The organism is Streptosporangium sp. NPDC000095 (genome assembly GCF_042899335.1).
Classification (GTDB): Bacteria; Actinomycetota; Actinomycetes; order Streptosporangiales; family Streptosporangiaceae; genus Streptosporangium.
The window spans coordinates 137,868-160,061 of sequence record NZ_JBIAZS010000014.1 but is presented as its reverse complement, the minus strand read 5'-3'; the positions used below and the strand labels follow the sequence as shown (position 1 = coordinate 160,061).

General features: G+C 70.2%; 22 protein-coding genes. 10 read left to right on the top strand and 12 right to left on the bottom strand.

Going from position 1 to position 22,194, the window contains the following annotated elements; genetic code table 11:
* Positions 1-160 precede the first annotated feature (160 nt).
* Positions 161-970: a class I SAM-dependent methyltransferase gene (locus ACFY3V_RS28500; RefSeq protein ID WP_389777791.1), complete on the bottom strand. Its 810-nt coding sequence runs from the start codon at positions 968-970 to the stop codon at positions 161-163.
* 278 nt (positions 971-1,248) lie between these two features.
* Between ACFY3V_RS28500 and ACFY3V_RS28495 the strand changes: the two genes are divergently transcribed.
* The 3 genes from ACFY3V_RS28495 to ACFY3V_RS28485 all read left to right on the top strand — a co-directional run bounded on the left by ACFY3V_RS28495 (position 1,249) and on the right by ACFY3V_RS28485 (position 4,683).
* Entirely contained in the window at positions 1,249-2,982 is a 1,734-nt protein-coding gene (locus ACFY3V_RS28495; protein ID WP_389777789.1) for a pyruvate dehydrogenase, read from the top strand.
* 203 nt (positions 2,983-3,185) lie between these two features.
* Positions 3,186-3,605, top strand: coding sequence for an MmcQ/YjbR family DNA-binding protein (locus tag ACFY3V_RS28490; protein WP_362897920.1), 420 nt, complete (start codon positions 3,186-3,188; stop codon positions 3,603-3,605).
* Positions 3,606-3,873: 268 nt separating this feature from the next.
* Complete coding sequence (locus ACFY3V_RS28485; protein ID WP_362897922.1) at positions 3,874-4,683, top strand: hypothetical protein; 810 nt, start codon at positions 3,874-3,876, stop codon at positions 4,681-4,683.
* Between the two features lie 59 nt (positions 4,684-4,742).
* On the opposite strand, the gene ACFY3V_RS28480 is transcribed toward ACFY3V_RS28485, so the two are convergent.
* The 9 genes from ACFY3V_RS28480 to ACFY3V_RS28440 all read right to left on the bottom strand — a co-directional run bounded on the left by ACFY3V_RS28480 (position 4,743) and on the right by ACFY3V_RS28440 (position 12,247).
* Positions 4,743-5,714, bottom strand: coding sequence for an amidohydrolase family protein (locus tag ACFY3V_RS28480; protein WP_389777786.1), 972 nt, complete (start codon positions 5,712-5,714; stop codon positions 4,743-4,745).
* Positions 5,715-5,717: 3 nt separating this feature from the next.
* Positions 5,718-6,233: a 3-hydroxyanthranilate 3,4-dioxygenase gene (locus ACFY3V_RS28475; RefSeq protein WP_389777784.1), complete on the bottom strand. Its 516-nt coding sequence runs from the start codon at positions 6,231-6,233 to the stop codon at positions 5,718-5,720.
* A complete protein-coding gene (locus tag ACFY3V_RS28470; RefSeq protein ID WP_350941483.1) occupies positions 6,230-6,652 on the bottom strand; it encodes a RidA family protein in 423 nt (140 codons plus the stop codon). The genes ACFY3V_RS28475 and ACFY3V_RS28470 overlap by 4 nt, the downstream gene beginning before the upstream one ends.
* Positions 6,649-7,557, bottom strand: coding sequence for a 2-keto-4-pentenoate hydratase (locus ACFY3V_RS28465; protein ID WP_389777781.1), 909 nt, complete (start codon positions 7,555-7,557; stop codon positions 6,649-6,651). The genes ACFY3V_RS28470 and ACFY3V_RS28465 overlap by 4 nt, the downstream gene beginning before the upstream one ends.
* 189 nt (positions 7,558-7,746) lie before the next feature.
* A complete protein-coding gene (dmpG, locus tag ACFY3V_RS28460) occupies positions 7,747-8,760 on the bottom strand; it encodes a 4-hydroxy-2-oxovalerate aldolase (RefSeq protein WP_350941487.1) in 1,014 nt (337 codons plus the stop codon).
* Positions 8,757-9,749, bottom strand: a complete 993-nt coding sequence (locus tag ACFY3V_RS28455; RefSeq protein WP_362897932.1) for an acetaldehyde dehydrogenase (acetylating) — start codon at positions 9,747-9,749, stop codon at positions 8,757-8,759. Before ACFY3V_RS28455 ends, dmpG begins: the two co-directional genes overlap by 4 nt.
* Positions 9,746-9,985 carry a hypothetical protein gene (locus ACFY3V_RS28450; RefSeq protein WP_362897934.1) on the bottom strand — a complete coding sequence of 80 codons (240 nt, stop codon included), beginning with the start codon at positions 9,983-9,985 and terminating at the stop codon, positions 9,746-9,748. Before ACFY3V_RS28450 ends, ACFY3V_RS28455 begins: the two co-directional genes overlap by 4 nt.
* Before the next feature lie 17 nt (positions 9,986-10,002).
* Positions 10,003-10,800 (bottom strand): fumarylacetoacetate hydrolase family protein, encoded by a 798-nt coding sequence (locus ACFY3V_RS28445; RefSeq protein WP_350941492.1) that lies wholly within the window; start codon positions 10,798-10,800, stop codon positions 10,003-10,005.
* A complete protein-coding gene (locus tag ACFY3V_RS28440; protein ID WP_389777778.1) occupies positions 10,793-12,247 on the bottom strand; it encodes a 2-hydroxymuconic semialdehyde dehydrogenase in 1,455 nt (484 codons plus the stop codon). The genes ACFY3V_RS28445 and ACFY3V_RS28440 overlap by 8 nt, the downstream gene beginning before the upstream one ends.
* A gap of 73 nt (positions 12,248-12,320) precedes the next feature.
* Between ACFY3V_RS28440 and ACFY3V_RS28435 the strand changes: the two genes are divergently transcribed.
* The gene (locus ACFY3V_RS28435) at positions 12,321-13,079 is read left to right on the top strand and encodes an IclR family transcriptional regulator (RefSeq protein ID WP_362897939.1); all 759 of its coding nucleotides are present in this window, start codon (positions 12,321-12,323) and stop codon (positions 13,077-13,079) included.
* 128 nt (positions 13,080-13,207) lie between these two features.
* Here ACFY3V_RS28435 and ACFY3V_RS28430 read toward each other — a convergent pair whose 3' ends face one another.
* Positions 13,208-15,322 carry a TerD family protein gene (locus ACFY3V_RS28430; RefSeq protein WP_389777775.1) on the bottom strand — a complete coding sequence of 705 codons (2,115 nt, stop codon included), beginning with the start codon at positions 15,320-15,322 and terminating at the stop codon, positions 13,208-13,210.
* Positions 15,323-15,516: 194 nt separating this feature from the next.
* Between ACFY3V_RS28430 and ACFY3V_RS28425 the strand changes: the two genes are divergently transcribed.
* The 4 genes from ACFY3V_RS28425 (at position 15,517) to ACFY3V_RS28410 (ending at position 18,294) form a co-directional block, all read left to right on the top strand.
* Entirely contained in the window at positions 15,517-16,230 is a 714-nt protein-coding gene (locus tag ACFY3V_RS28425; RefSeq protein WP_389777773.1) for a dienelactone hydrolase family protein, read from the top strand.
* Between the two features lie 261 nt (positions 16,231-16,491).
* Positions 16,492-17,034: a VanZ family protein gene (locus tag ACFY3V_RS28420; protein WP_362897945.1), complete on the top strand. Its 543-nt coding sequence runs from the start codon at positions 16,492-16,494 to the stop codon at positions 17,032-17,034.
* 150 nt (positions 17,035-17,184) lie between these two features.
* Positions 17,185-17,937, top strand: a complete 753-nt coding sequence (locus ACFY3V_RS28415; protein WP_350941500.1) for a GntR family transcriptional regulator — start codon at positions 17,185-17,187, stop codon at positions 17,935-17,937.
* Between the two features lie 126 nt (positions 17,938-18,063).
* Complete coding sequence (locus ACFY3V_RS28410) at positions 18,064-18,294, top strand: hypothetical protein (protein ID WP_350941501.1); 231 nt, start codon at positions 18,064-18,066, stop codon at positions 18,292-18,294.
* A gap of 238 nt (positions 18,295-18,532) precedes the next feature.
* Here ACFY3V_RS28410 and ACFY3V_RS28405 read toward each other — a convergent pair whose 3' ends face one another.
* Entirely contained in the window at positions 18,533-19,819 is a 1,287-nt protein-coding gene (locus ACFY3V_RS28405; RefSeq protein ID WP_389777770.1) for a hypothetical protein, read from the bottom strand.
* A gap of 140 nt (positions 19,820-19,959) precedes the next feature.
* On the opposite strand from ACFY3V_RS28405, the gene ACFY3V_RS28400 reads away from it, so the two are divergent.
* Positions 19,960-20,502 carry a gamma carbonic anhydrase family protein gene (locus ACFY3V_RS28400; RefSeq protein ID WP_350941505.1) on the top strand — a complete coding sequence of 181 codons (543 nt, stop codon included), beginning with the start codon at positions 19,960-19,962 and terminating at the stop codon, positions 20,500-20,502.
* Between the two features lie 178 nt (positions 20,503-20,680).
* On the top strand, positions 20,681-22,024 hold the full coding sequence (locus ACFY3V_RS28395) for a hypothetical protein (protein ID WP_362897950.1): 1,344 nt from the start codon (positions 20,681-20,683) through the stop codon (positions 22,022-22,024).
* Positions 22,025-22,194 lie beyond the last annotated feature (170 nt).

Genomic DNA, 22,194 nt, shown 5'->3' with positions numbered 1-22,194 from the left:
GTCGTCGCCCGGGGCGGTGCCGGCCCCTCCGTTCCCTGCGGAGTGCTCGACACCGGATCCGTCGTCTCCCGGGTCTGAGCCGACCCTCGCGGAGCGCCCGGCACCGGATCCGTCGTCTCCCGGGGCGGTGCCGGCGCCCTTCCGCTCCCTCGCGGAGTGCTCAGTCGTCGGCCCTGCGGGCGAGGATCGAGTGGATCTCGAAGGAGGGGGCGCTGAAGCCCGGAGCCGACATGACCTCCCGGACCTCCCTGAGCTGCCCCGAGGTCATCCCCGCCGCCATCAGGTGCTCCTCCAGATGGTGGCTGTTGCTGATCAGGAGGCCGAGCCCGGCGGACCCGCGCTCCCACACCTCGGTCCAGCGCACCTGGTCGATGTCGACCAGGCCCGCCGCCGCGATGTCCCGCGCGGCCACACTCCCCCAGGTCGGATCGCTACCCGCCGCGCCCAGGACCCGGGCCATGGCCGTGACGTAGATCCCGTACACCTCCCCTTCGCGCCCGCCGGAGGCTGGGGGCGCCACCCAGCGGGTGATGTCGATCTCGTCGAGCTGCAGCCGGCCGCCGGGCCGCAGCGCGGCGCGCAGGCGCCTCAGGACCTGGCGACGCTGCGGCAGGTGGCTGAGCACGAGCCGGGCGTGGATCAGGTCGAACGCGTCCTGTGGCAGCGGGTCGACGACGATGTCGTGGCGGGCCACGGTCAGCCCCGGTCTGGACGGGATCAGGCCGGGCTTGATGTCGGTCGCCAGCACGTGTCCACCCGGCGTCACCCGTTCGGCCAGCCAGAGGGCCACGCTGCCACCGCCCGCCCCGACCTCCAGGCACCTCCAGCCGGGCCCGACACCGGTCAGGGCGAGACGCTCGAACGTGAGCGGGTCGAGAAGCCGGGCGAGGTAGTGGTGCTGGTCGGACGAGTGGTCCCCGTCGTTGTCGAAGACGTAGTCGGACGCGATCGCCGAGTTCTGCCCGGTCATCTGGCCCCTTCCGAGAGCGGTCACCTCGTCCGCATGGTAAGTAGGTTGACACGGAAAGTGACAGGCATCCGGCCGGACCTGGCCGTCTTCTCTGGAGAACCTATCCCTCCGGCTACACTCTGTACGCATAAAGAACTTTTGTTCGATATATGAACGATGATGGGTCGTGAGACACAAGTCCCCCCGACACGCGCCGTCCTGACTCTTCCCGGGCGATCCCGAGTGATCCGGCGAAATACGGTGAGGTACCCCGGTGACGCCGGACATGAGGGGGCACCATGGCGACCGTCGCCGAGCAGTTCATCGAGGTTCTCCGCCAGGCCGGGGTGGAACGGATCTACGGGGTGGTGGGCGACAGCCTCAACCCGGTGGTCGACGCCATCAGGAAGGCCGGTGACATCGAGTGGATCCACGTGCAGAACGAGGAGGCCGGGGCGTTCGCCGCCTCGGCCGAAGCACAGGTCACCGGGCGCCTCGCGGTCTGCGCGGGCAGTTGCGGGCCCGGCAACACCCATCTGCTCCAGGGCCTCTACGACGCCCACCGCAGCGGTGCCCCGGTGCTCGCGATCGCCTCGCACATCCCCTCCGCGCAGATCGGCACGGGCTTCTTCCAGGAGACCCACCCCGGACGACTGTTCGTGGAGTGCAGCCACTTCTGCGACATGATCAGCACACCCGAGCAGATGCCCCGGGTGCTGCGCACCGCCGTACAGCAGGCGCTCGGCCTCGGTGGCGTCTCCGTCGTGGTGCTTCCCGGTGACGTGGCGGAACTGTCCGCCGCCCACCCCACCGGCGAGCACGACTTCCTGACCACGACCGGCACGGTCGTACCCCCCGCCGACCAGGTGGCCGAGCTGGCGGCGGCGCTGAACCGCGCCGAGAAGGTGATGCTGTTCTGCGGCGCGGGGACACGTCACGCCCGCGACGAGGTCATGGCGCTGGCCGGGCGCGTCCTGGCACCGGTCGGGCACGCGCTGCGCGGCAAGGAGTGGATCCAGTACGACAACCCGTACGACGTGGGGATGAGCGGGCTGCTCGGGTACGGCGCCTGCCACGAGGCGATGCACGACGCCGATCTGGTGGTGCTGGCCGGGACCGACTTCCCGTACGACGACTTCCTGCCGGGCGCGCGGACGATCCAGATCGACCACGACGCGGGGCGGCTGGGCCGCAGGACCCCGCTGGAGCTGGCCGTGCACGGCGACGTCGGCGCGACGATCCGCGCGGTGCTGCCCCATGTCACCCAGAAGACGGACCGCCGCCATCTCGACAAGACGCTGCGCAAGCACCTGAAGGTGCTGGAGAACGTCGTGGAGGCGTACACCCACGACATCGAGCACCACCTGCCGATCCACCCCGAGTACGTCGCGAACCTGATCGACGAACTGGCCGCGGACGACGCCGTGTTCACCGTGGACACCGGGATGTGCTGCGTCTGGGCCGCCCGTTACCTCAGCCCCAACGGGCGCCGCCGCGTGATCGGCTCGTTCGTGCACGGGAGCATGGCCAACGCGCTCCCGCAGGCCGTCGGCGCCCAGTTCGCGGACCGGCGCCGCCAGGTCGTCTCGCTCTCCGGGGACGGCGGGCTCGCCATGCTCCTCGGGGAGCTTCTCACCGTCCGGCAGCACGATCTGCCGGTGAAGACGGTGGTGTTCAACAACTCCTCGCTCGGCATGGTGAAGCTGGAGATGATGGTGGAGGGGATGCCCGACTTCGGCACCGACCACGCCCCCGTCGACTACGCGGCGATCGCCGGCGCGGCCGGGATCGGGGCGTTGCGGGTGGAGAATCCCTCGGACGTACGGGAGGCCCTCGCCACGGCCTTCTCGACCCCCGGCCCCTTCCTGCTGGATGTGGTCACCGACCCGGACGTGCTCGCCATGCCGCCGAGCGTCAGCGGAGCGCAGGTGAAGGGGTTCGCCCTCGCCGCGAGCAAGATCGTGCTCAACGGCGGGGTGGGACGCATGATCGACATGGCGAAGGCGAACCTGCGCAACATCCCCCGTCCATGAAACCGACGGGTCGGGACATCCGGCCACCATCGTTCCGAGACGAAACCGACGGGTCCGGCCGTCCGGTCACGATCGTTTTGAGATCCGGACCGACCCGAAACCGGCCCGAGGCGAGGCCGAAGCCTGGCCGACCCGGGACGATCCCGGTGGATCCACACCGGCTCGGGGTGGAATCGTCGGCGCAGAGGTTCAGAATGGGCGCCATGGACAACTGGCGTGAGGTCCGCGAGACGCTGCGCGAGTTCGCGTTGCGCCTGCCGGAGACCTACGAGGACCACCCCTGGGACGACACGGTCGTCAAAGTCAACAAGAAGATCTTTCTCTTCCTCGGCGTCGAAGAGCCGACCGAGAAATGGAGACCGAGAGTCGGGATGAAGCTGCCGGAGTCGAGCGGCCACGCGTTGGCGTTCGACGGCGTCAAACCATCCGGCTACGGACTGGCCAAAACGGGATGGGTCTCGATCTCCCTGATGAACGCGAGCGCGCTCCTGGAGACCGAGATACTCCTCGACTGGGTCGAGGAGAGCTACCGCGCCGTCGCTCCCAAGAGGCTCGTCGCCACGCTCGACGCGCCCTCACAGATCGGCGACGAACCGTCGCCCGTGGACGATCGATCACTGTAGTTCCCTTCCGTGCACCCTTTCCTTTTCCAGTGGACTTGGTCTCGGCGTGTCATCACATGGCCCTCACGTGAGGCTGTAAGCATCGTCACTGTCACGATGAAGCGGCTCGGCGCACCGGTAAAAACCGCATTCCGGTCAGTGGATTGATCGCGACCACAGACCGTGTCTCGAAGGGAATGGTGTCTCCATGCTCACTCCCCACCCTCAAAAAAGCGCCGCAACCATACGTAAACGACGGAAAGGGTACTGGCCGAAGAAAGGGTCGGCGATGCCGGCCCTCACCGGATTCCTCTGTCTGGCCCTCACGGTCACCGTGCCCTCCGCCCTCCCCGCACCCGCCGCCGCGTCCACGCTCGGCGACCCGTCACCCGACTCCAATTCGTCCGCGCTCGGCGACCCGTCCTCCGACTCGTCCGCGCTCGGCGACCCGTCACCCGGCTCCGACTCGTCCATCACGTCGACCAGCACCTCCACCAGCGCCTCCCCCTCCTCCAGAGACAGAGACACCGACAACGGGGTCGGCACCGGAACCGGCAACACCGCGACGGGCACGGAAACCGGAAACGACACCGACGGTCCCCGCCACACGCTTCTGGATCAGGCGCGCAAGAAATGCAGGCCGAGGTCCTTCTTCAGGTTCCACTCCTTCAGGCCGAGGAATTTCTTCGTTCCCCGCACGCGCTTCATCGACGGCCCCGGCGGCACGATGACGGTTTCCGTCACCCGGCAGCACCGTGTCTACGCCGAGATGGAGCTGGAAAGGGAAAAACTCAGCGAGATCGACAGGGGCGAGTTGATCCGCCAGTTAAGAAACATGGTCAGTCCGCTGCTCGCCGAGGAATACATCGTCGAGACCGGGCACCAATACTCGCAGGAGATCACCGCCGGCAAGTACGGAAACATGTGGTATCGCGTTTTCGGCTACCGGGTGGGATTCTCCGCGTGGCGCCAGATCTACACCTGCCGGGTGCGCAAGATCGCCGCCGGAGTGGCCAACGTCCCCGCGCGGGTGGAGGGCTGGAAATACTGGGAGACCAACCACCCGATGTACAAGGGACGCCGCCTGAGCAGGCGCTGAGCCTCCCGGTCCCCCGGCGGCGCGTTCCTTCCGGACTTCGGCCCGGCGACCGGTCCCGCTCAGCGTCCGAGAAACCGGGTGGCGTTGCCGCCGAGCAGCTTGGCGCGGGCGGTGTCGGAGAGAAACCCCGCCCGGCGGATCAGCGAGCCCACCGGTGACTCGCCCAGCGGGTAGGGGAAGTCGGAGCCGAGCATCACCCCGTCCTCTCCCATCGTGTCGACCAGCAGCCGCAGCGCCCGCTCGTCGAACACGACCGAGTCCACGCTGAACCGGTCGAGATAGTGCGACGGAGGAAACTCCGAGACCCCGACCAGGTCGTTGCGACGGTGCCAGGCGTTCTCGAAGCGGCCGAGCCAGAAGGCGAACGAGCCGCCGCCGTGCGCGAAGCACAGGCGCAGCGTCTTCGGCACCCGGTCGAGGACGCCGCCCAGGATCAGGGCGAGCACCGACAGGTGCGTCTCGGCGGGCATGCCGACCAGCCACTGCGCCATCCAGCGCTCCAGCCGGGGACCACCCCCCATGTCCCAGGGGTGGACGAAGACAGGTGCCCCCACCGAGGCGCAGTGCTGGAGGAACTGGACGATTCCCTCGTCGTCGAGGTCGCGGTCGCCAACGTGGTTGCCGATCTCGACGCCCGCGTGACCAGCGGCGAGGCACCGGTCCAGCTCGGCGCAGGCCAGGTCGGGATCCTGGAGCGGCACCTGGCAGAACGGCACCAGCCGCTCGGACGCGCAGATCTCCAGCGCCAGGTCGTTGAACACCCTCGCGACCCGTACGGCCTCGGCCGCCGGGCGCTCATAGGAGAAGAAGACCGGCGTCGGGGAGACGACCTGGACGTCCACCCCGTCGGCGTCCATCCGTTCCAGGCGGACCGAGGGACTCCAGCAGTCGTCGGCGATCCGGCGGAACTCCCGATCCCCGAGCAGGATCACGGCCTCCCGCTCGGAGTCGACCCTGAGCCGGGGCGCCCCCGGCCAGCCTAGATCGGGCCAGCCCTTGGGGACGTGGTGCGTGTGAACGTCGATGATCAACGACTATCCCTTGCCGGAGTGGACGGTGCCGCAGTTCCCGCAGGTACGCGCCTTCTCGTCGTCGTAGAACGCCTGGAAGATCGGCGGCAGGTCGGTCACGATGTCACGGACCTGGAGTTCCACCTCGTGGACCACACCGCTGCATTGCGGGCAGTACCAGAGGAACTTCTCCAGCACGCCCTCCGGCCTGATCCGCTCCACCACCAGACCGATCGACCCCTCCTCGGGGCGCTGCGGCGAGTGCGGCGTGTTCCCCGGGAGCAGCCACATCTGGCCCTCGCGCACGTGCACGGTCTCCGGCCCCTCGGGGGTCATGATGTTGACGTGCATGTTCCCGCGGATCTGGTAGAAGAGCTCCTCGTACGGGTCGATGTGGAAATCGGTCCGCGCGTTCGGCCCTCCGACGACCATGACGATGAAGTCGCCGGTGTTCTCGAAGACCATCTTGTTGCCCACCGGCGGCTTGAGCAGGTGGGCGTGCTCGTCGATCCACTTGGTGAGGTCGATGGGGGCGGTCATGGGCGAACCTCCGGTCGATGGGCCACGGCCTGAATCTCGATGAGCAGGTGCGGGTGGGGCAGTTGGTGGACGGCCACGGTGGTGCGTGCCGGGCCGGTCTCGTCGAAGTACTCCGCGTAGACCGCGTTGTATCCGCCGAAGTCATTGATGTTCACCAGGTAGGTGGTGATCTGCACGAGATCGCTCAGGTCGGCTCCCGCCGCCTTGAGGATGTCTCCGATGTTCTCTATCACCGCCCTGGTCTGCTCGGCGATGTCGAGCTTCACCGTGCCGAACTCGTCGACCTCGGCTCCCACGATCGTGTTGTCGGGCCTGCGTGAGCTGGTCCCGGACACGTACAGGAGGTCTCCCGCACGCTTGACGTGCGGAAACCTTCCTCGCGGCGTCGCCTTTCCCTCGACGACGAGCCCTTCGCTCATGATTCCTCCCCAGAAGTGCCCGGTCTCTCCGAAGCCCCCTGTACCCCGGAAACCCCCGGCGTCTCCGCCGAGGCCCCCGGCGTCGTCGGACCGGGTGCGGAGGCGGATTCGGACGCGGAGGCGGATTCGGACGCGGAGGCGGATTCCGACACGGAGGCGGTGAACGAGACCGAGCCCAGGTGCTGGATCTCGGCCCGCACCCGCGCACCGGGCACCAGCGGCTCGGCGGGCGTGGCGGCACCGGCGAGCAGGACCCAGCCCGGCTCCAGGACCATCCCCGCCTGGAGGGCGAGGCGCACGGCCTCGGCGAGTGCCCTGCGCGGGTCGCCCAGGATCGCGCCGGTCGATCCGGTCTGGACCACGCGCCCGTCGATCTCCAGGACGACGCCCAGGTTCCAGCGCGACGGGTCGTACGGCTGCCAGGGGCCGACGACGTATCCGGCGGCCGAGGTGTTATCGGCGATCACGTCGGGCAGCGAGAACCTGAAGTCCTCGTAGCGCGAGTCGATCACCTCGATACCGGCCGCGACGGCTGCGACGGCGCCCGGCGCGAGCGCGTCGCCCGGCGACGCGATGCGCCGGCCGATGAGGTAGACGACCTCCGGCTCCACCCTCGGATGGATGAATCCAGAAATATCCGCGTACGAGCCGTCGAGGATGGCCGACGACTCCGGCACCCGGCCGAAGATGACGTCGTGCACCCCCATCTGGCGGCGCTTACCCTCGCTGGTGAAGCCCAGCTTCACCCCGGCGAGCCGGTCCCCGCGCTCCAGGCGGAGCCGGATCAGCTCCTCCTGGACCCGGTAGGCGTCGGCCACGCCGTAGTCCTGCTCGGGCCTCGGCACCGCGCGACCGGTGCGGGCGGCCTCGTCCAGGACGGCGGCGAGCTTGTGCAGGTCGGTCACTGGGACACCATCTTTCTCGCGGCCGCCACTGCGGCGCTCGGTGAAGGGACTCGGCGGGAGCCGGGAGACGGTGACATCGCTACAGCGCTCGGTGAAAGGGCCCGGCAGGAGCCCGAGGACGGTGACACCACTACGACGCTCGACGAAAAGGCTCGGCGGGAGCCGGGGAGAGCCGGGGGACCGCCCGTGTCACGACGGCTCCCCGGTCCGTGCCAGGTCCAGCGCGATGTCCACGATCATGTCCTCCTGGCCGCCCACCATCCGGCGGCGGCCCACCTCGGTGAGGATGGTCCGGGTGTCGACCCCGTAGCGCGCCGAGGCCGCCTCCGCGTGCCGCAGGAAGCTGGAGTAGACCCCCGCGTAGCCGAGCGTCAGCGTCTCCCTGTCCACCCGGACCGGCCGGTCCTGCAGCGGCCTGACCAGATCGTCGGCCGCGTCCATCAGGGCGTGCAGGTCACAGCCGTGCTCCCAGCCCATCAGGTCGGCCACCGCGACGAACACCTCGATCGGGCAGTTGCCCGCCCCCGCGCCCATCCCCGCCAGGGAGGCGTCCACCCGGTAGGTGCCGTTCTCCACCGCGACGACCGAGTTGGCCACGCCGAGGCCCAGGTTGTGGTGGGCGTGGATGCCGATCTCCGTACCCTCGTCGAGCACCGAGCGGTAGGCCCTGACCCGCTCCCGCACCCCGTCCATGGTCAACCGGCCGCCGGAGTCGGTCACGTAGACGCAGTGGGCGCCGTACGACTCCATGAGCGCCGCCTGCCGCGCCAGTTCGTCGGCGGAGGTCATGTGGGACATCATCAGGAACCCGGCCACGTCCATCCCGAGCTCACGCGCGGTGGAGATGTGCTGGGCGGAGATGTCGGCCTCGGTGCAGTGGGTGGCGACCCTGACCGAGGTGACACCGAGGGCGTGCGCGCGCCTGAGGTCGTCGATGGTGCCGATGCCGGGCAGCAGCAGGGTGGTCAGCTTCGCCCGCCGTACGGCACCGGCGACCGCCTCGATCCACTCGTCGTCGGTGTGCGCGCCCGCGCCGTAGTTGAAACTGCCCCCGGAGAGGCCGTCGCCGTGCGCGATCTCGATCGCCGCCACCCCGGCGGCGTCGAGGGCCGCGGCGATCTCGGCGGCCTGGGCGACGGTGTAGCGGTGCCGGATGGCGTGCATGCCGTCCCGCAGTGTCACGTCCTGCACGTAGAGCTTCACGCGCCCACCTCCGCGTCCGTACGAGCGGCCAGGTCCGTGCGGTCCCGGTCTTGCGTGCGGCCCGCGTCCGCGGCCCGCTCCGTCACCTCGGCGAGCCGCTCGGCGGTGCGCAGCGCGGCGGAGGTCATGATGTCGAGGTTGCCGGCGTAGGCGGGCAGGTAGTGGGCGGCGCCCTCCACCTCCAGGAAGACGGTCACCTTCACGCCGCCGTCGCGGGTGCCGTCGGGGAGCGGCTCCCCAGCCGGGATCGTCTCAAGCTGTATGTCCTGTTTGAGGCGGTAGCCCGGCACGTAGTCGTTGACCCGCGCCACCATCTCCAGCACGGCGTCCTTCACCTCCGCCACGGTCGCCTCGTCGCACTCGTCCACCAGGCAGTAGACCGTGTCCCGCATGATCAGCGGCGGCTCCGCCGGGTTGAGGATGATGATCGCCTTGCCCCTCGCCGCCCCGCCGACCCGCTCGATCGCCCGGGAGGTCGTCTCGGTGAACTCGTCGATGTTGGCCCGCGTGCCGGGCCCCGCCGACCGGGAGGAGATGGAGGCGACGATCTCCGCGTACCGGACGGGCACCCGCGAGGCGACCGCCGCGACGATCGGGATGGTGGCCTGCCCGCCGCAGGTGACCATGTTGAGGTTCGGTTCGGTGAGGTGGTCCTCCAGGTTGACCGGAGGCACCACGTAGGGGCCGATCGCGGCGGGGGTGAGGTCGATGACGCGCTTGCCGTGCGCCCTGAGCACCCGGTCGTTGTGCCGGTGCGCCCCGGCCGAGGTCGCGTCGAGAACGACGTCCACCTCGGCGAACCCGGGCAGCGCGACCAGTCCTTCGACACCCTCGTGGGTGGTGGCGACCCCGCGGCGGCGGGCGCGGGCCAGTCCGTCGGAGTCGGGGTCGATGCCCGCCATCGCGACGACCTCGACCTTCTTCGACAGCAGTGCCTTGAACATCAGGTCGGTGCCGATGTTCCCCGAACCGATGATGGCGATCTTCACAACAGGCCTGCTTTCACACGTCGTACGAGTTCCCCTGGTCCTTCGAGCTCTCCGAACTCCCCGAACTCCCAGGGCTTGCCGGACTCCCCGAGCTCTCCGGGATTGCCGACTCCCCAGGACTTGCCGGGCTCCCCGGGCTTCACGAGCCGGTCCGGTTCGTGGGCTCTCGCGAGAAGGTCGTGGGCGGCGGGGTGGCGGCCGACTCCCGGCTGAGGGCGAGGTTCGTGGGCTCTCACGAGAGGTTCGTGGGCTCTCACGAGAAGACCGTCCTGACCGAGCCGAGGCCCTCGATGTGGGCCTCGAACACGTCGCCCGGCTCGACGCCGACCATCGGGCCGAGCGCGCCGGTGAGCACGACGTCCCCGGCGCGCAACGGGAAGTCCGTACCGCCCAGCGCGTCGGCGAGCCAGACCGCGGCGTTGAGCGGATGCCCCAGGCAGGCCGCGCCCACCCCGGTGGAGACCTCCTCGCCGTGCCGGTTCATGGTCATCCCGGCGAGGCGCAGGTCCAGGCCGCGCAGGCTCACCGGGGTGTTGCCGAGGACGAACGCGCCGCTGGAGGCGTTGTCGGCGATCGTGTCGACGAGGGCGATGTCCCATCCCGCGACGCGGCTGTCGACGATCTCGATCGCGGGCAGCGCGAAGTCGACCGCCCGGATGACGTCGGCGACCGTGAACGGGCCACCCTCCAGGTCGCTCCCGAGGACGAGCGCGACCTCCGCCTCGACCTTGGGCTGCAGGAAACGGCCGGTCGGCACGGGCAGGCCGTCGAGATAGGCCATGTCGGCGAAGAGCATCCCGAAGTCCGGCTGGTCCACGCCGAGCTGGCGCTGGACCGCGGCGGAGGTGAGCCCGATCTTCCTGCCGACCAGCCTCCTGCCCTCGTCCAGCGCCCGCCTGGTGTTGATCTCCTGTACGGCGTAGCCGGTCTCGGCGCTCCCGCTCGGCAGCATCTCGCGCACCGGGGCGCACGGCTTGCCGCTCCTGGCCGCGTCGAGCAACCGGTCGGCCGCCTCCACCCGCACGTCGGTGGCCTCGCTCCACTCAGTCATGTCCAGGCTCCAGCTTGATGGTGATCGTGGTGGGCTCGGAGTAGAAGTCCAGCGAGCGCGTGCCGCCCTCGCGGCCGATGCCGGACAGCTTCACCCCGCCGAAGGGGGTGCGCAGGTCGCGCAGGTACCAGGTGTTGACCCAGACCAGCCCGGCCTCCAGCGACCTGGCGACCCGGTGGGCCCGGCTCAGGTTGGAGGTCCAGACGGTCGCCGCCAGGCCGTACTCGCTGTCGTTGGCGAGCCCGACCGCCTCGGCCTCGGTGTCGAACGGGGCGATGTGGCAGACGGGGCCGAAGATCTCCTCCCGGTTCACCCGGGAGTCCGGCGGCAGGCCGGTCAGCACGGTCGGTTCGACGTAGTAGCCGCCGTCGCGGTCGTCGCCGAAACTCGGCACCCCGCCACCCGCGCGGATCTCGGCGCCCTCGTGCTTGGCCAGCTCGTAGTAGGAGAGCACCTTGTCCCGGTGCTCGGCGGAGATCATCGGCATCATCGTGGCGTCCTCGTCGGAGGGGCGGCCGAACCGCAGGTCACCGGCGCGCCTGGCCAGCCGTGCGGTGAACTCCTCGAAGACGGGCCGCTCCACGTAGAGCCGCTCGGTGCACAGGCAGACCTGGCCGCCGTTGGTGAAGACCGACCGCACGCTTCCCTCGACGGCCGCGTCCAGGTCGGCGTCGGCGAAGACCAGCCCGGCGTTCTTGCCGCCCAGCTCGAACGAGACGGGCTTGACCCGGTCCGCGACCGCCTTCATGATCGTCGATCCGGTACGGCTCTCGCCGGTGAAGGTGACCGCGTCCACGCCGGGATGCTCCACCAGGAACTGGCCGGTGGAACCACCGCCGAAGCCGTTCACGACGTTGAGGACACCGGGCGGCAGACCGATCGAGGCGGCGATCTCCGCGAGCACCGCGACCGAGCCCGGCGTGTGCTCCGAGGGCTTGACCACGACGGTGTTGCCCGCGACGAGCGCGGGACCGAGCTTCCAGGTCGCCAGCAGGAACGGCAGGTTCCACGGCACGATCACCGCGACCACGCCGAGTGACTTGCGCACGGTGTAGCTCAGCACGTCCGTGAGGTGGAACGCGTCCTCCGGGTGCTGGGCCGCGATCTCGGCGAACGACCGGAAGTTCGCGGCTCCGCGCGGGATGTCCAGGGTGCGGGTCTGGGTGATCGACTTCCCCGTGTCGGCGATCTCCGCCGCCACCAGGTCCTCGAACCGCTCCTCGATCGCGTCGGCGAGGCGGCGCATCCAGGTGGCGCGCTCCGCCACCGGCAGCGCGGCCCATCCGGGCAGGGCCTCGCGGGCCGCGGCGACCGCCCTGTCGACGACGTCCCGGTCCGCCTCGCGGACCTCGCGCACCGGCCGGCCGGTCACCGGGTCATGGGTGGCGAACGTCGCGCCCTCGGCGACCGGCACCCCACCGATGAAGTGGTTCACCTGGTCAGACAAGTCTGCTCCTCGGGAAGGTACTCCTTCAGGTCACTACGTACGGGTATAGGGCCGCAAACGGCCGTAGGCAAGAATGGGTTCCGTGAAACGGAACCCCGACCGTCTGTCTCTGCTGGAGAAATCCTGGCTCGTACTCGACGCGTTCCGCCCCACGGGAGGACCGCTGCGGCTGGCCGACGTCGCCGAGCGCTGCCACCTGCCCAAGACCACCGCCTTCCGGCTGCTCACCGAACTGACCGCGATCGGCGCGATCACCCGCCGCCCCGACGGCTACTATCTCGGCCGCCGCCTCTTCGAGCTCGGGAGCATCGTGCCCCTGGAGCGCGACCTGAGACACGCGGCGCTCCCCTTCATGCACGACCTTTACGAGGCGACCCACGAGACCGTCCACCTCGGTGTGCGCGACGGCCTCGACGTCGTCTACGTCGAGAAGATCCGCGGCCAGGAGACCTTCGCCCTGCCCTCGCGCGTCGGCGGGCGCCTCCCGCTGACGTGCACCGGGATCGGCAAGGCCCTGCTCGCCTACTCGGGGCCCGACCTGATCGACGAGGTCCTCGGCCGCCCGCTGCGCCGGTTGACCCCGCACTCGATCGTCGACCCCCGGCGCCTGGAGGAGGCGATCGGCGAGATCCAGGCGGCGGGGCTCGCCTACGAGCGGGAGGAGGCCCAGCTGGGCGGCGCCTGCATCGCGGCCCCGGTGTTCGGCGACGGCGTGGCCGTGGCCGCGCTCTCGGTCTCGGTGCCGCTGGCCCGCTTCCAGCCCACCCGGCTCGCCCCGGCCGTCAAGGCCGCAGCCCTGGGCATCTCCCGCGCCCTGGCCAGGACCATCTGACAGGCGGTCGGCCGCGCCGAGGAAGCCCTCGAACGGCCTCACGCCCGGAATGCGAGGAAGGCGGGAAGACTAGACTTGTCCATAAGGTGAGAAGGAAGCCCTCCCATGGCCTCGCGACCGCCACCGTATCAGGCGGGGATCAGCTCGTGCAGCGTCCCGGGCGTGATCACCCGCGACCCCTCGGGGAGATCGGCCGGCGCCTGCAAACCGATGTACGTGGTGTGCCCACCCGACGTCCCCTTCCGCCGCAGCAGGTCGACCAGATGGCGGACGCGCAGGTAGTCACGTTCGACGATCGAGCGCACCAGCAGGGAGGTCGTGACGCGGTTGCCCTCGACCTGGTTGAAGCCGGCGCGCCCCCTCAGATAGAGGTGCAGCCACTTCACCCGCCAGGCGCCGTCGTCGCCGCGCAGGAAGACGAGCGGCAGCGCGACCCGCCCCGCGCCTCGCAGGTCGGACTTCATGCGCACGGTACGCGGCTCGAACGGCCTGCCCTCCTGCTCGGCATCCCGGCTCATGTAGCCGAAGAACGCCTCCGCGGCCTCGTCGAACGCCTCTCCGTCGTAGATGTTCACCTGCGGAATGATGATCGACCGCTTCGCCTCGGCGAGACGGATGTCGATGAACTCGCTCGCGCCGTCGGAGGCGTCGGTGATGTCGCCGGAGTAAACGGCGAAACTGTTGCGGTACTCCGTCCACGAGATGTGCTCGGCGTCGCCGTAGGAGGCGTCCAGCATCAGGGCCGACAGGTCGTAGTCGGTGGACCGCTCGGCCTGCCGCCAGTGGACGAAGAACCGCAGCAGCTCCCCGTCCACCGCCGACAGCGAGCCCCGCGGCAACATGCCCAGCCCGGGCGCGACGGCCTTACCCGACAGCGGCAGGGCGACGTCGAGCACCTCGGGATCGACGACCAGCTCGCCGAGGTCGGGAAGCCGCCGGGTGATCTCCTCGTCCAGGATGGCCACCGCCCGCGACACGACGGTCTCCTCGATCGGAGCGCGGGCGTCGGACGCCGCCCACGCCCTGCCGTTCCGGTTGACGAAGACCCGCCCGGCCGCGGAGGCGAGCCGGTTCTGCAGGTGTTCGCGCAACGACAGCAGGACCCGGCCGGAAGCGCCCGCCACGGCCTTTTCCGCGGCGTCCAGCACGGCCGAGACCGAGGTGCCGGACCGCAGCAGGTGGTCCAGACGGCGCAGCAACGCGCCGGGCGCCCTCTCCAGAAGCTCGACCGCCTCTCCGGTACGGCCTGCCGACAGCGCCGCCTCCACCCGGCTGTCGAGACCGGGCGCCTCGCGTACGCCTCGGGCCACCTCGAAGACGTGTGCGGCGCGCGGGAACCGCGGATACTCGCCGGGGTGGAGTCGTTCGCCGAGCCGCTTCCACTGCTCCCGGTGCCTTGAGACGTCGCCGAGCCTGGCCGGGGTGGCGACCGTGTCCAGGGCCTGCAGGAGAGCCCTGCGCCGAGCCCGCGGGAACGAGAGGAACCTGGTGGGGGTGGCCAGTGTGACGTCGCCGCCGAAGAGTCCGCAGGCGAGCCGCAGCACGTCGGTCACCGTGTCGACGAGCAGCGGGCGACCCGCGACCAGACGCGCCTGGTTGATGATGGCGCGGTTCTCCCGCACCGGGATACGGTCGGGTTCCTCGGCGCAGAACTCGGCCAGCGACCGCAGCGCCGCCAGGTCCTCCTCCGCCGGCGGCACCTCCGCGCCCGCCAGCGAGAAGTACCACTCGCGCGCCTCCGACTCCAGGCTCGCGCCCAACTCCAGCACGGTCACCCGGTCGCCGGCCGACGCGACGAGCTCGGCGTGCGCGCCCAGCAGGTCGGCGTAGGTGTGCCGGTAGCCGCCGTAACCGGGCAGGGTGAGCAGGTTGAGCGCCGGCGAGTGCTGGACGGAGGCGTCGGCGACCGGGTCGAGCATGGCCTGACGCAGCAGCCCGGCCCAGAACTCCACGGTGTCGGGCACGTTCTTCGGGAAGTCGATGAAGTACGCGTTGTGCCGGACATGGTCGCCCACCAGGTGTCGTACCGCCGCCAGGACCCGCACGCCGAGATCGACCACCGTCTCCCCGGGCAGGCGGGCCAGGCGTTCGAGCAGGGCCGGCGAACACGTGAAGCCGACGCTCAGCAGAGCGGCGTCGAGTTGGCGTGCGGCCACCTCTCCCCAGCCCGGGGTGGAGGCGGCGGGAGCGTCGACGGGAACTCGAAGCCGCCTGGTGATGACGAGGCTTTCCAGGGTGTCCACAGGCGCACCTTATCGGCGGAACACGTCCATACTCGGCGGGTTTTCCGGGCCTGCGCGACCAACCATCCGTTCTCCGGCAAAGGGGCCGATTCGATACCGCACATCTGTCCGCGTTCGGCGGGTATACGGTTCGCCGACCGTTCGTCCGTCATACGCCGGAACACCGGCGGTCGACACGCCAGCAGGAGGATCCCGTGGAAGTTCGCACCGAGACGGTCACCGTCGCCGACGGCTCGTTCGACCTGCACCTGTGGCTTCCCCCGAGCGGCCGGGGCCCGGTCATCCTGCTGGTCCAGGAGATCTACGGGGTGGGACCGTACATCAGGAAGGTCGCCGAGGACCTGGCCGCGCTCGGCTACGTCGTCGGCGCGCCGGACCTGTTCTGGCGGATCCGGCCCAACTGGGTGTCCGGCCACGACGACGCGGGAACGGCCCTGTCGGTCGAGATGGTCTCCACGTTCGACGTCCCCCAGGGGGTGGCCGACTCCGCCGTCGCCCTGACGCACCTGCGGGAACTGCCCGAGGCCGAGGGCGGGGCCGGGGTGGTCGGGTTCTGCCTCGGGGGTTCCATCGGCTACCTGCTCGCGGCCACGGTCGAGGTGGACGCGGTCCTGTCGTTCTACGGGTCCGCCGTCCCCGACGCCTCGGGCATGCTGGAGAAGATCACCTGCCCGCTGCTGCTCGTCTTCGGCGGTTCCGACCCCTACATCCCTCGGGAGCGGGTCGCCGTGGTGGAGGAGGCCGCGTCCGGCCGGCCGAACGTCAGGGTGTACGTCGCCGAGGAGGCCGGGCACGCCTTCCACAACCACGAGGCCCCCCAGTTCTACGACCAGGAGGCCGCGCGGGCCGCCTGGGACCAGGCCGTGCACTTCCTCGGACGCAACCTCCCGTTGCCCGCCCTTCCTTGAGGCGCATACCGCGCGGGGAGCCCCCTCCCCTGAGGCGCATCACCCGGGCACATGCCGCCCCGGCCTCCCTTCCCCGGGGTGCCTCCTCGGCTCGGGGCCTACGTACGCGCGAACGCGCCGACGACCTCTCCTCGCGCCCGGGCACCCTTTCGCCGTTCGGGGAGCCGCTCACGGGGACGAGAACGCCCCTTGCCTGGAGGTCACCTTCTCGTAACCTCGAAGGCCGCCCGAGGGGACTCCGCGCACCCCATCATTTGTCTTGTGCACCAGGCGTGGCAGCAGTGGGGGAATGTCGTTCTGGCGGCCTTGCTCGCGGTCCCCGCGGTCGTCGTCGCCGTCCGCCTGCTCACCCTCCGCCGCACCCGCTCCGGCCACCCCTTCCCGGCGCGCACCGCCCTGGCCGACGTGGTCGCGGTGGCAGGGACCGCGCCCTGGATCTGGATGATCCTCACCCCCGGAGCGGGGATCTCCGGCGTCAGTCTCGTTCCGTTCTCGGATCTGTGGGCGACACTTCACGGACCGGGGCAGACGGCGTTCGTGCAGGTCGGGGGGAACCTCATGGTCTTCGCCGCGCTCGGGGCGATGCTTCCCGTCCGTTCGGCGCGGTTCGCCTCGCTCACCAGGATCGCGACCGTGGCGGCCGGGGCGTCGCTCACCGTGGAGGTCCTCCAGTACGCCCTGCGCCTGGGGCGGGTCAGCTCCGTCGACGACGTGATCCTCAACGCGGCGGGGGCCGTGCTGGCCGCGGCCGTCACGCGCCGATGGTGGGCCGTACGAATACCGGTCAGGACCGTTCCACGGTAACGGACCGGGAAAACTCTTTAAGATCGCCACACGGGCACGATCCTCCCAAAAGAAGCACGATACCAACCTCCGTATCTGTGCGATCGTGGACAAGGCGGGGCAAGTTCTCTGGAGACGCCAAACCCGGTTGGTGACAGAGGGTGATCGAACGTGCAGCATTCCCCGGTACCTCCCGAGCCCCCGATCTATCGGCGCATCGCCGACGGGCTTCGCGAAGCGATCCTGTCCGGCGATCTCCGAGACGGGGATCGGCTTCCGGGCGAGAACGCCCTGATGGCCAGTCACGGCATAGCCCGTGCCACCGCCAGGCAGGCCCTGTCCGTACTAATCAACGAAGGCCTCGCCGTCCCCAAGCGCGGCTCAGGGGTGTACGTCAGGCAGTTCCGCCCCATCAGGCGGCACGGCTCCCGGCGGCTCTCCCGTGACCATTGGGAGCGCGGTGAGGCGATCTGGGACTCCGACACCAGGGGGCGCCCCTACACCGTGGACCAGGTGGACATCGACCGGGAGACCGCCGAGGACGCCGTGGCCAGAGTGCTGGGCAGCTCCGAGGTGTGGGTCCGCAGGCGACGCTACTCGGTGGACGAGCGGCCGGTGCAACTGTCGGTCTCCCACTTCCCCGCCCTCCTGGTGGACGGAACCGCGATCACGAGAGAGGACACGGGCCCCGGAGGCGTCTACGCGCGCCTCGGCGAGCTCGGCCACGCCCCGGCGCACTTCACCGAGGAGATCAGGGCCCGCATGCCCCATCCCCACGAGACCGTCCAGCTCGACCTGCCCGCGGGCACCCCGGTCATCGTGATCGCCCGGGTCGCCCGCACCGTGGACGGCGTCGCCGTCGAGGTGAACGAGATGACTCTCGACGCCGCCTCTTACGTACTTCAATACGACTTCGACTCATAGATCAAGACCATCCGTCAACCGATAGGTTGACCTGTCCCCCGCGATCATTGATTTCTCTAGAGAAGTGCCTCACCGTCAGAGGTGGAGCGTCGCACAGACGGGCCTGGGCGCGGGGAAGGTGCACAGATGTCTCTCGACCGACATCTCGCTGAGATCGCCCGGGAGTTTCCCGACTGGACGATCTGGCGGAGCGACGCGGGTCGGTGGTGGGCAACCCGCCACCACCCGCTGACCTCCGCCCAGCGTGATGTCGGCTGCGCGATGACCATCGACGCGGACGATCCGGAAGGGCTGCGTGAGCAGCTACTCGACCAACGGGAACGTTCCGGCGACACCGAGCCGGAGACGGACCCCTGAAGACCGCCCGGTGCCGGGATGAGCGGATCCGATGCGGTCCCGGCGCCGGGCCCCCAATCGCGGAAGTCCCCGACCCGATCGGGGGCGGGGGCTTCCGCTTGATCCTCACCCCCGTCGGGACGGAGGCTTCCGCGAGTCTCCTCACCCGTCTGCACGGCCGTGCGAGCCCCTCATGGTCTTCGGGGCCGACGTCTCCACGGCCGTGCGGGTTCCCTCATGCCTCCGAGGGCGAGGGCTCTTACTTTCTTCTGGGGGTGGCGTACTTGTCCTCGTCCTTGCCGGCCTTCTCCGCGGCCGGACCGAGGTCGGTGTCGCCGGCGAGGTCGGTGTCGTCGTACACCTCGACGCGCGTCTCCTCGGCACGGTCCTCGTCCTTGCCACGCCGCTCGTCCGCGCCCCCGACGGTGTCGTCGTCCACGATCACGCGTACGGACTCCAGGTCGGGTGAGTCGAACCCGGCGTTCCGCCCGCTCATGGACGCGTCCCCGGATCCGGTGGGCCCGGCCTGTCCCGGCGACGCCTCCGCGTCGGAGGACGCGACGGCGTCCGCCGCGCCGAGTGTGCCGTGGACGTCGTCGGGCGTCTCCTCGGAGGCGGCCCCGGAGACGGCGTCAGGCCCCGTGGCGGGGGCGGCCAGCGCCGGCTGGACGCGGGCCGGGGGCAGCACGGAGCTCTCGTCGATCAGAGGTCCCGCCGAACTCTCACGGTGGAGCAGGTCGCCCAGGACGGTGCCCATCTCGTGCAGACGGCGCATGACCTCGTGGTGGGTGTCGGTGAGGTAGACGACCCGGCGGCCGGTGGTCTCGTCCAGGGCGGCGGCGCGCTGCTGTGCCGCCGACAGGGTGGAGTGCGCGTCGTTGTTGGCGGCGAGCACGGTCGCCTCCGCCTCGGCGCGGGCGGCGCTCAGCGTGGAGTCGGCCTCGGCGCGGGCCTCCTGGACCGTCCGCTCGGCCTCGTTCCGCGCCGAGGTGACCATCCGGTCGGCCTCGGTGCGGGCGCTGCGCAGGGTGTCCTCGGACTCGGCGCGGGCCGCGTTGAGCGTCTCCTCGGCGTCGTTGCCCGCCTGGGACAGCATCTGCTCGGCGGCCGCGGTGGCCTCGGCCACCCGGCGCTCGGCCTCCTGCTGCGCGGCGTTCAGGATGCCCTCGGCCCGATCCTGCGCGGAGGTGATCAGCCGCTCGGCCTCCATCGCCGCGTCGTCGCGGAGCTTGAGCGCCTCGGCCTCGGCGACCTGCTTCTTGGAGGTGGCCTCCTCCTCCCCGAGTTTCAGTATCTGGCTGAGCCGCTGGCCGAGCTCGTCGTAGTCCTGCGGGGCGTCGGAAAGCCTCTTGCGGGCCTCGGCCAGCTCGATCCGGCTCTGTTCGGCCTGGTCGATCGCGCGCCCGAGCCGCTCCTCCAGGTCGCGGATCTGGTGGCGGTGGCGGTCCATATAGTCGTGAACCTGACGACGGCTGTAGCCGCGCATGACGACCTCGAACGAGTCCTCATGCATCAGGTCGGGAAAGCTCTCGTGCTGGTTTGTCATAGCACTACCCGTGGAGGTTGTGTGGCGGAAAAGGAGACGTCAGGAGACGACTTTCCTGCTTACTGCCCAAGTCTGCAACCGGAACGCCCGACGTGCTTGCGGAAATACCGGACAGATCGACTCCTCGTAACATCGTTCACATGAACGTCACGCCCTACATCGCGGCCCTCGACGGCGACGCGATCCCGCAGATCCATCCGGACGCCTACATCGCCCCCGGAGCGGTGGTCGTCGGGAGGGTACGGCTGGGCCGTGCCGCGAACGTCTGGTACGGCTCGGTCCTGCGCGGCGACGACGAGGACGTCGAGGTCGGGGAGGAGTGCAACATCCAGGACCTGTGCTGCCTGCACGCCGATCCCGGTCAGCCCGCCGTACTGGAGCCCCGGGTGAGCCTCGGGCACAAGGCCATGGTGCACGGAGCCCATGTGGAGACCGGTGCGCTCGTGGGCATCGGCGCGATCGTGCTGGGCGGCGCCAGGGTCGGCGCGGGATCGCTGATCGCGGCGGGTGCCCTGGTGGCGCCGGGGAAGCGGATCCCCGCCGGGGTGCTCGTCTCGGGTGTCCCCGGAAAGATCGTCCGTGAGCTCACCGACGACGACCGCGCCCTGTTCGCCGGTACTCCGGCCGGCTACGTCGCCAAGGCGGCCCGCCACCGGGCCGCGACCCCCGTGCCACCGGCCTGACTCCCGCCCCGGGTCGTGGCGCACGCTCCCCGACACGGTGGCGGGGAGAGCCTTACGATCGTGCGAGGCCCGATCGGGGGATCGCGGGGCCTGGCAACGACCTTGACCGCTTGACCGAAGGGAGGCAGGGGCGTCCCGCCCATGGCACCAGGCTGTGGGTACTCGCCCCGGAATGCCGATGACCGGCATGTGGCAGTGGGATGGGTTCGACGCCGTCGAGAACGACGTGCGGACCATGGTCACCGACCCACGGTGGACGGCACTGCCGCCGCTCGCACGCGCCCAGGCCATCGCCCAGCGCACGCTGTCCACCCCGGACGGCGGGCGCTGGCTGTTCGGCGCCCACGCCCGCTGGTACCGCCAGGATCCCGCCGACGGCCGCTGGCACCTCACCGCTCCCCCCGCCGACCGGGACTTCCGCGCCGCGGCGCACGTGGTCAACGTCACCTCGATGATCATGCAGCACCTCATACCGACCGGCGCCGACTTCGCCGTCGACCGGGGGTCGGTCCAGGGGTTCGTCGGCCCCGACGTGCCGTACGAGATCACCGAGAGGGTCCGCGAGCTGGTGATCGCCCAGCGCGGCAGGCGCAGGGAGGACTTCCCCGTCACCGGGCCGTTCGCCGGACTCTTCGCCGGGGAGGTGGCCAGTCCCGTCGCCGCGATCTGGGGCACGCTCATGTGGTGCGCCTACGCCCCGGCCTTCGACGGCAACGAGGTGTTGCTGTCGATGTTCGGGGAGTTCCTGGCCCGCCCGCTGCCCGGCGACGAGTGGGTCCGCTGGCTGCCGCCCACCTCGCTGGACGACCTGGTCGCGCTCTACGGCGAGCGGGTCAGGGCCGGGCACCCCGAGGCGGGCCTGCGGCTGGTCGCGCTGATGGCCGACACCGCCGCCGTGGTGCGTGCGGATCCGAGGTTCAGGCCGAAGGCCGACGCCCTGCTGTCCATGATCGAGCCGTTGCTCCGCCGGGCCTGCCAGGATCCCGCCATCGCGCACCAGGGCGACGACGCGGTGCGGAACGCGTGGCTTTCCCGCTGCCCGCCCCACATGACGCTGCCCGACGACTCGCCGGGCGAGCACTTCCAGCACGCGCTCTACGACCTGGTCCAGTCGCTGGGGTTCCTCGCCCCGATGGGCGCCGACCCGCGGGCGGTGGCCGCCTCACTGCTCGCCGCCGACCTGTCGGGTGTCGCGCCCAGGGCGGCCGACCGTCTCTACCCGTGGCTGGATCCCGAGCTGCGGCACATCCTCCACGTGGTGCTCACCGACGCCTCGCATCCGCTGAGGGGATGCTGGCCGCGCTCGGGCGAGCTGCCTTCCGCGCTGCACCCGCCGGACCGTAACGCCGCCGCGGCTCTGCTCGGTGCCGCCTACGCCACGGGGCTCGCGTGGTGCCGCCTCACCGGGACCGAGATACCGGAGCGGGGATTCGCGACGGCCTCGGCGGTGGTGCACCGGCTGACGCACGAGCGCGACGATCCGGTCCCTCCTGTGTCAGGGACTTACCCCCGCCACTTCTGACCCACATCAGTATGCTTAAACCACAAATTCAGTTATTTCATCCTTACTCCCCCTATATCCTTCTAGCCCCCTGCGCATCGGACAATTAGCTGAATTGTGATCTCCTAAACGGGAAATGATCCTCCGTGAGGACGTGTCGGGCGGGGCGAGGAATGGTCCCGATGGGCCAT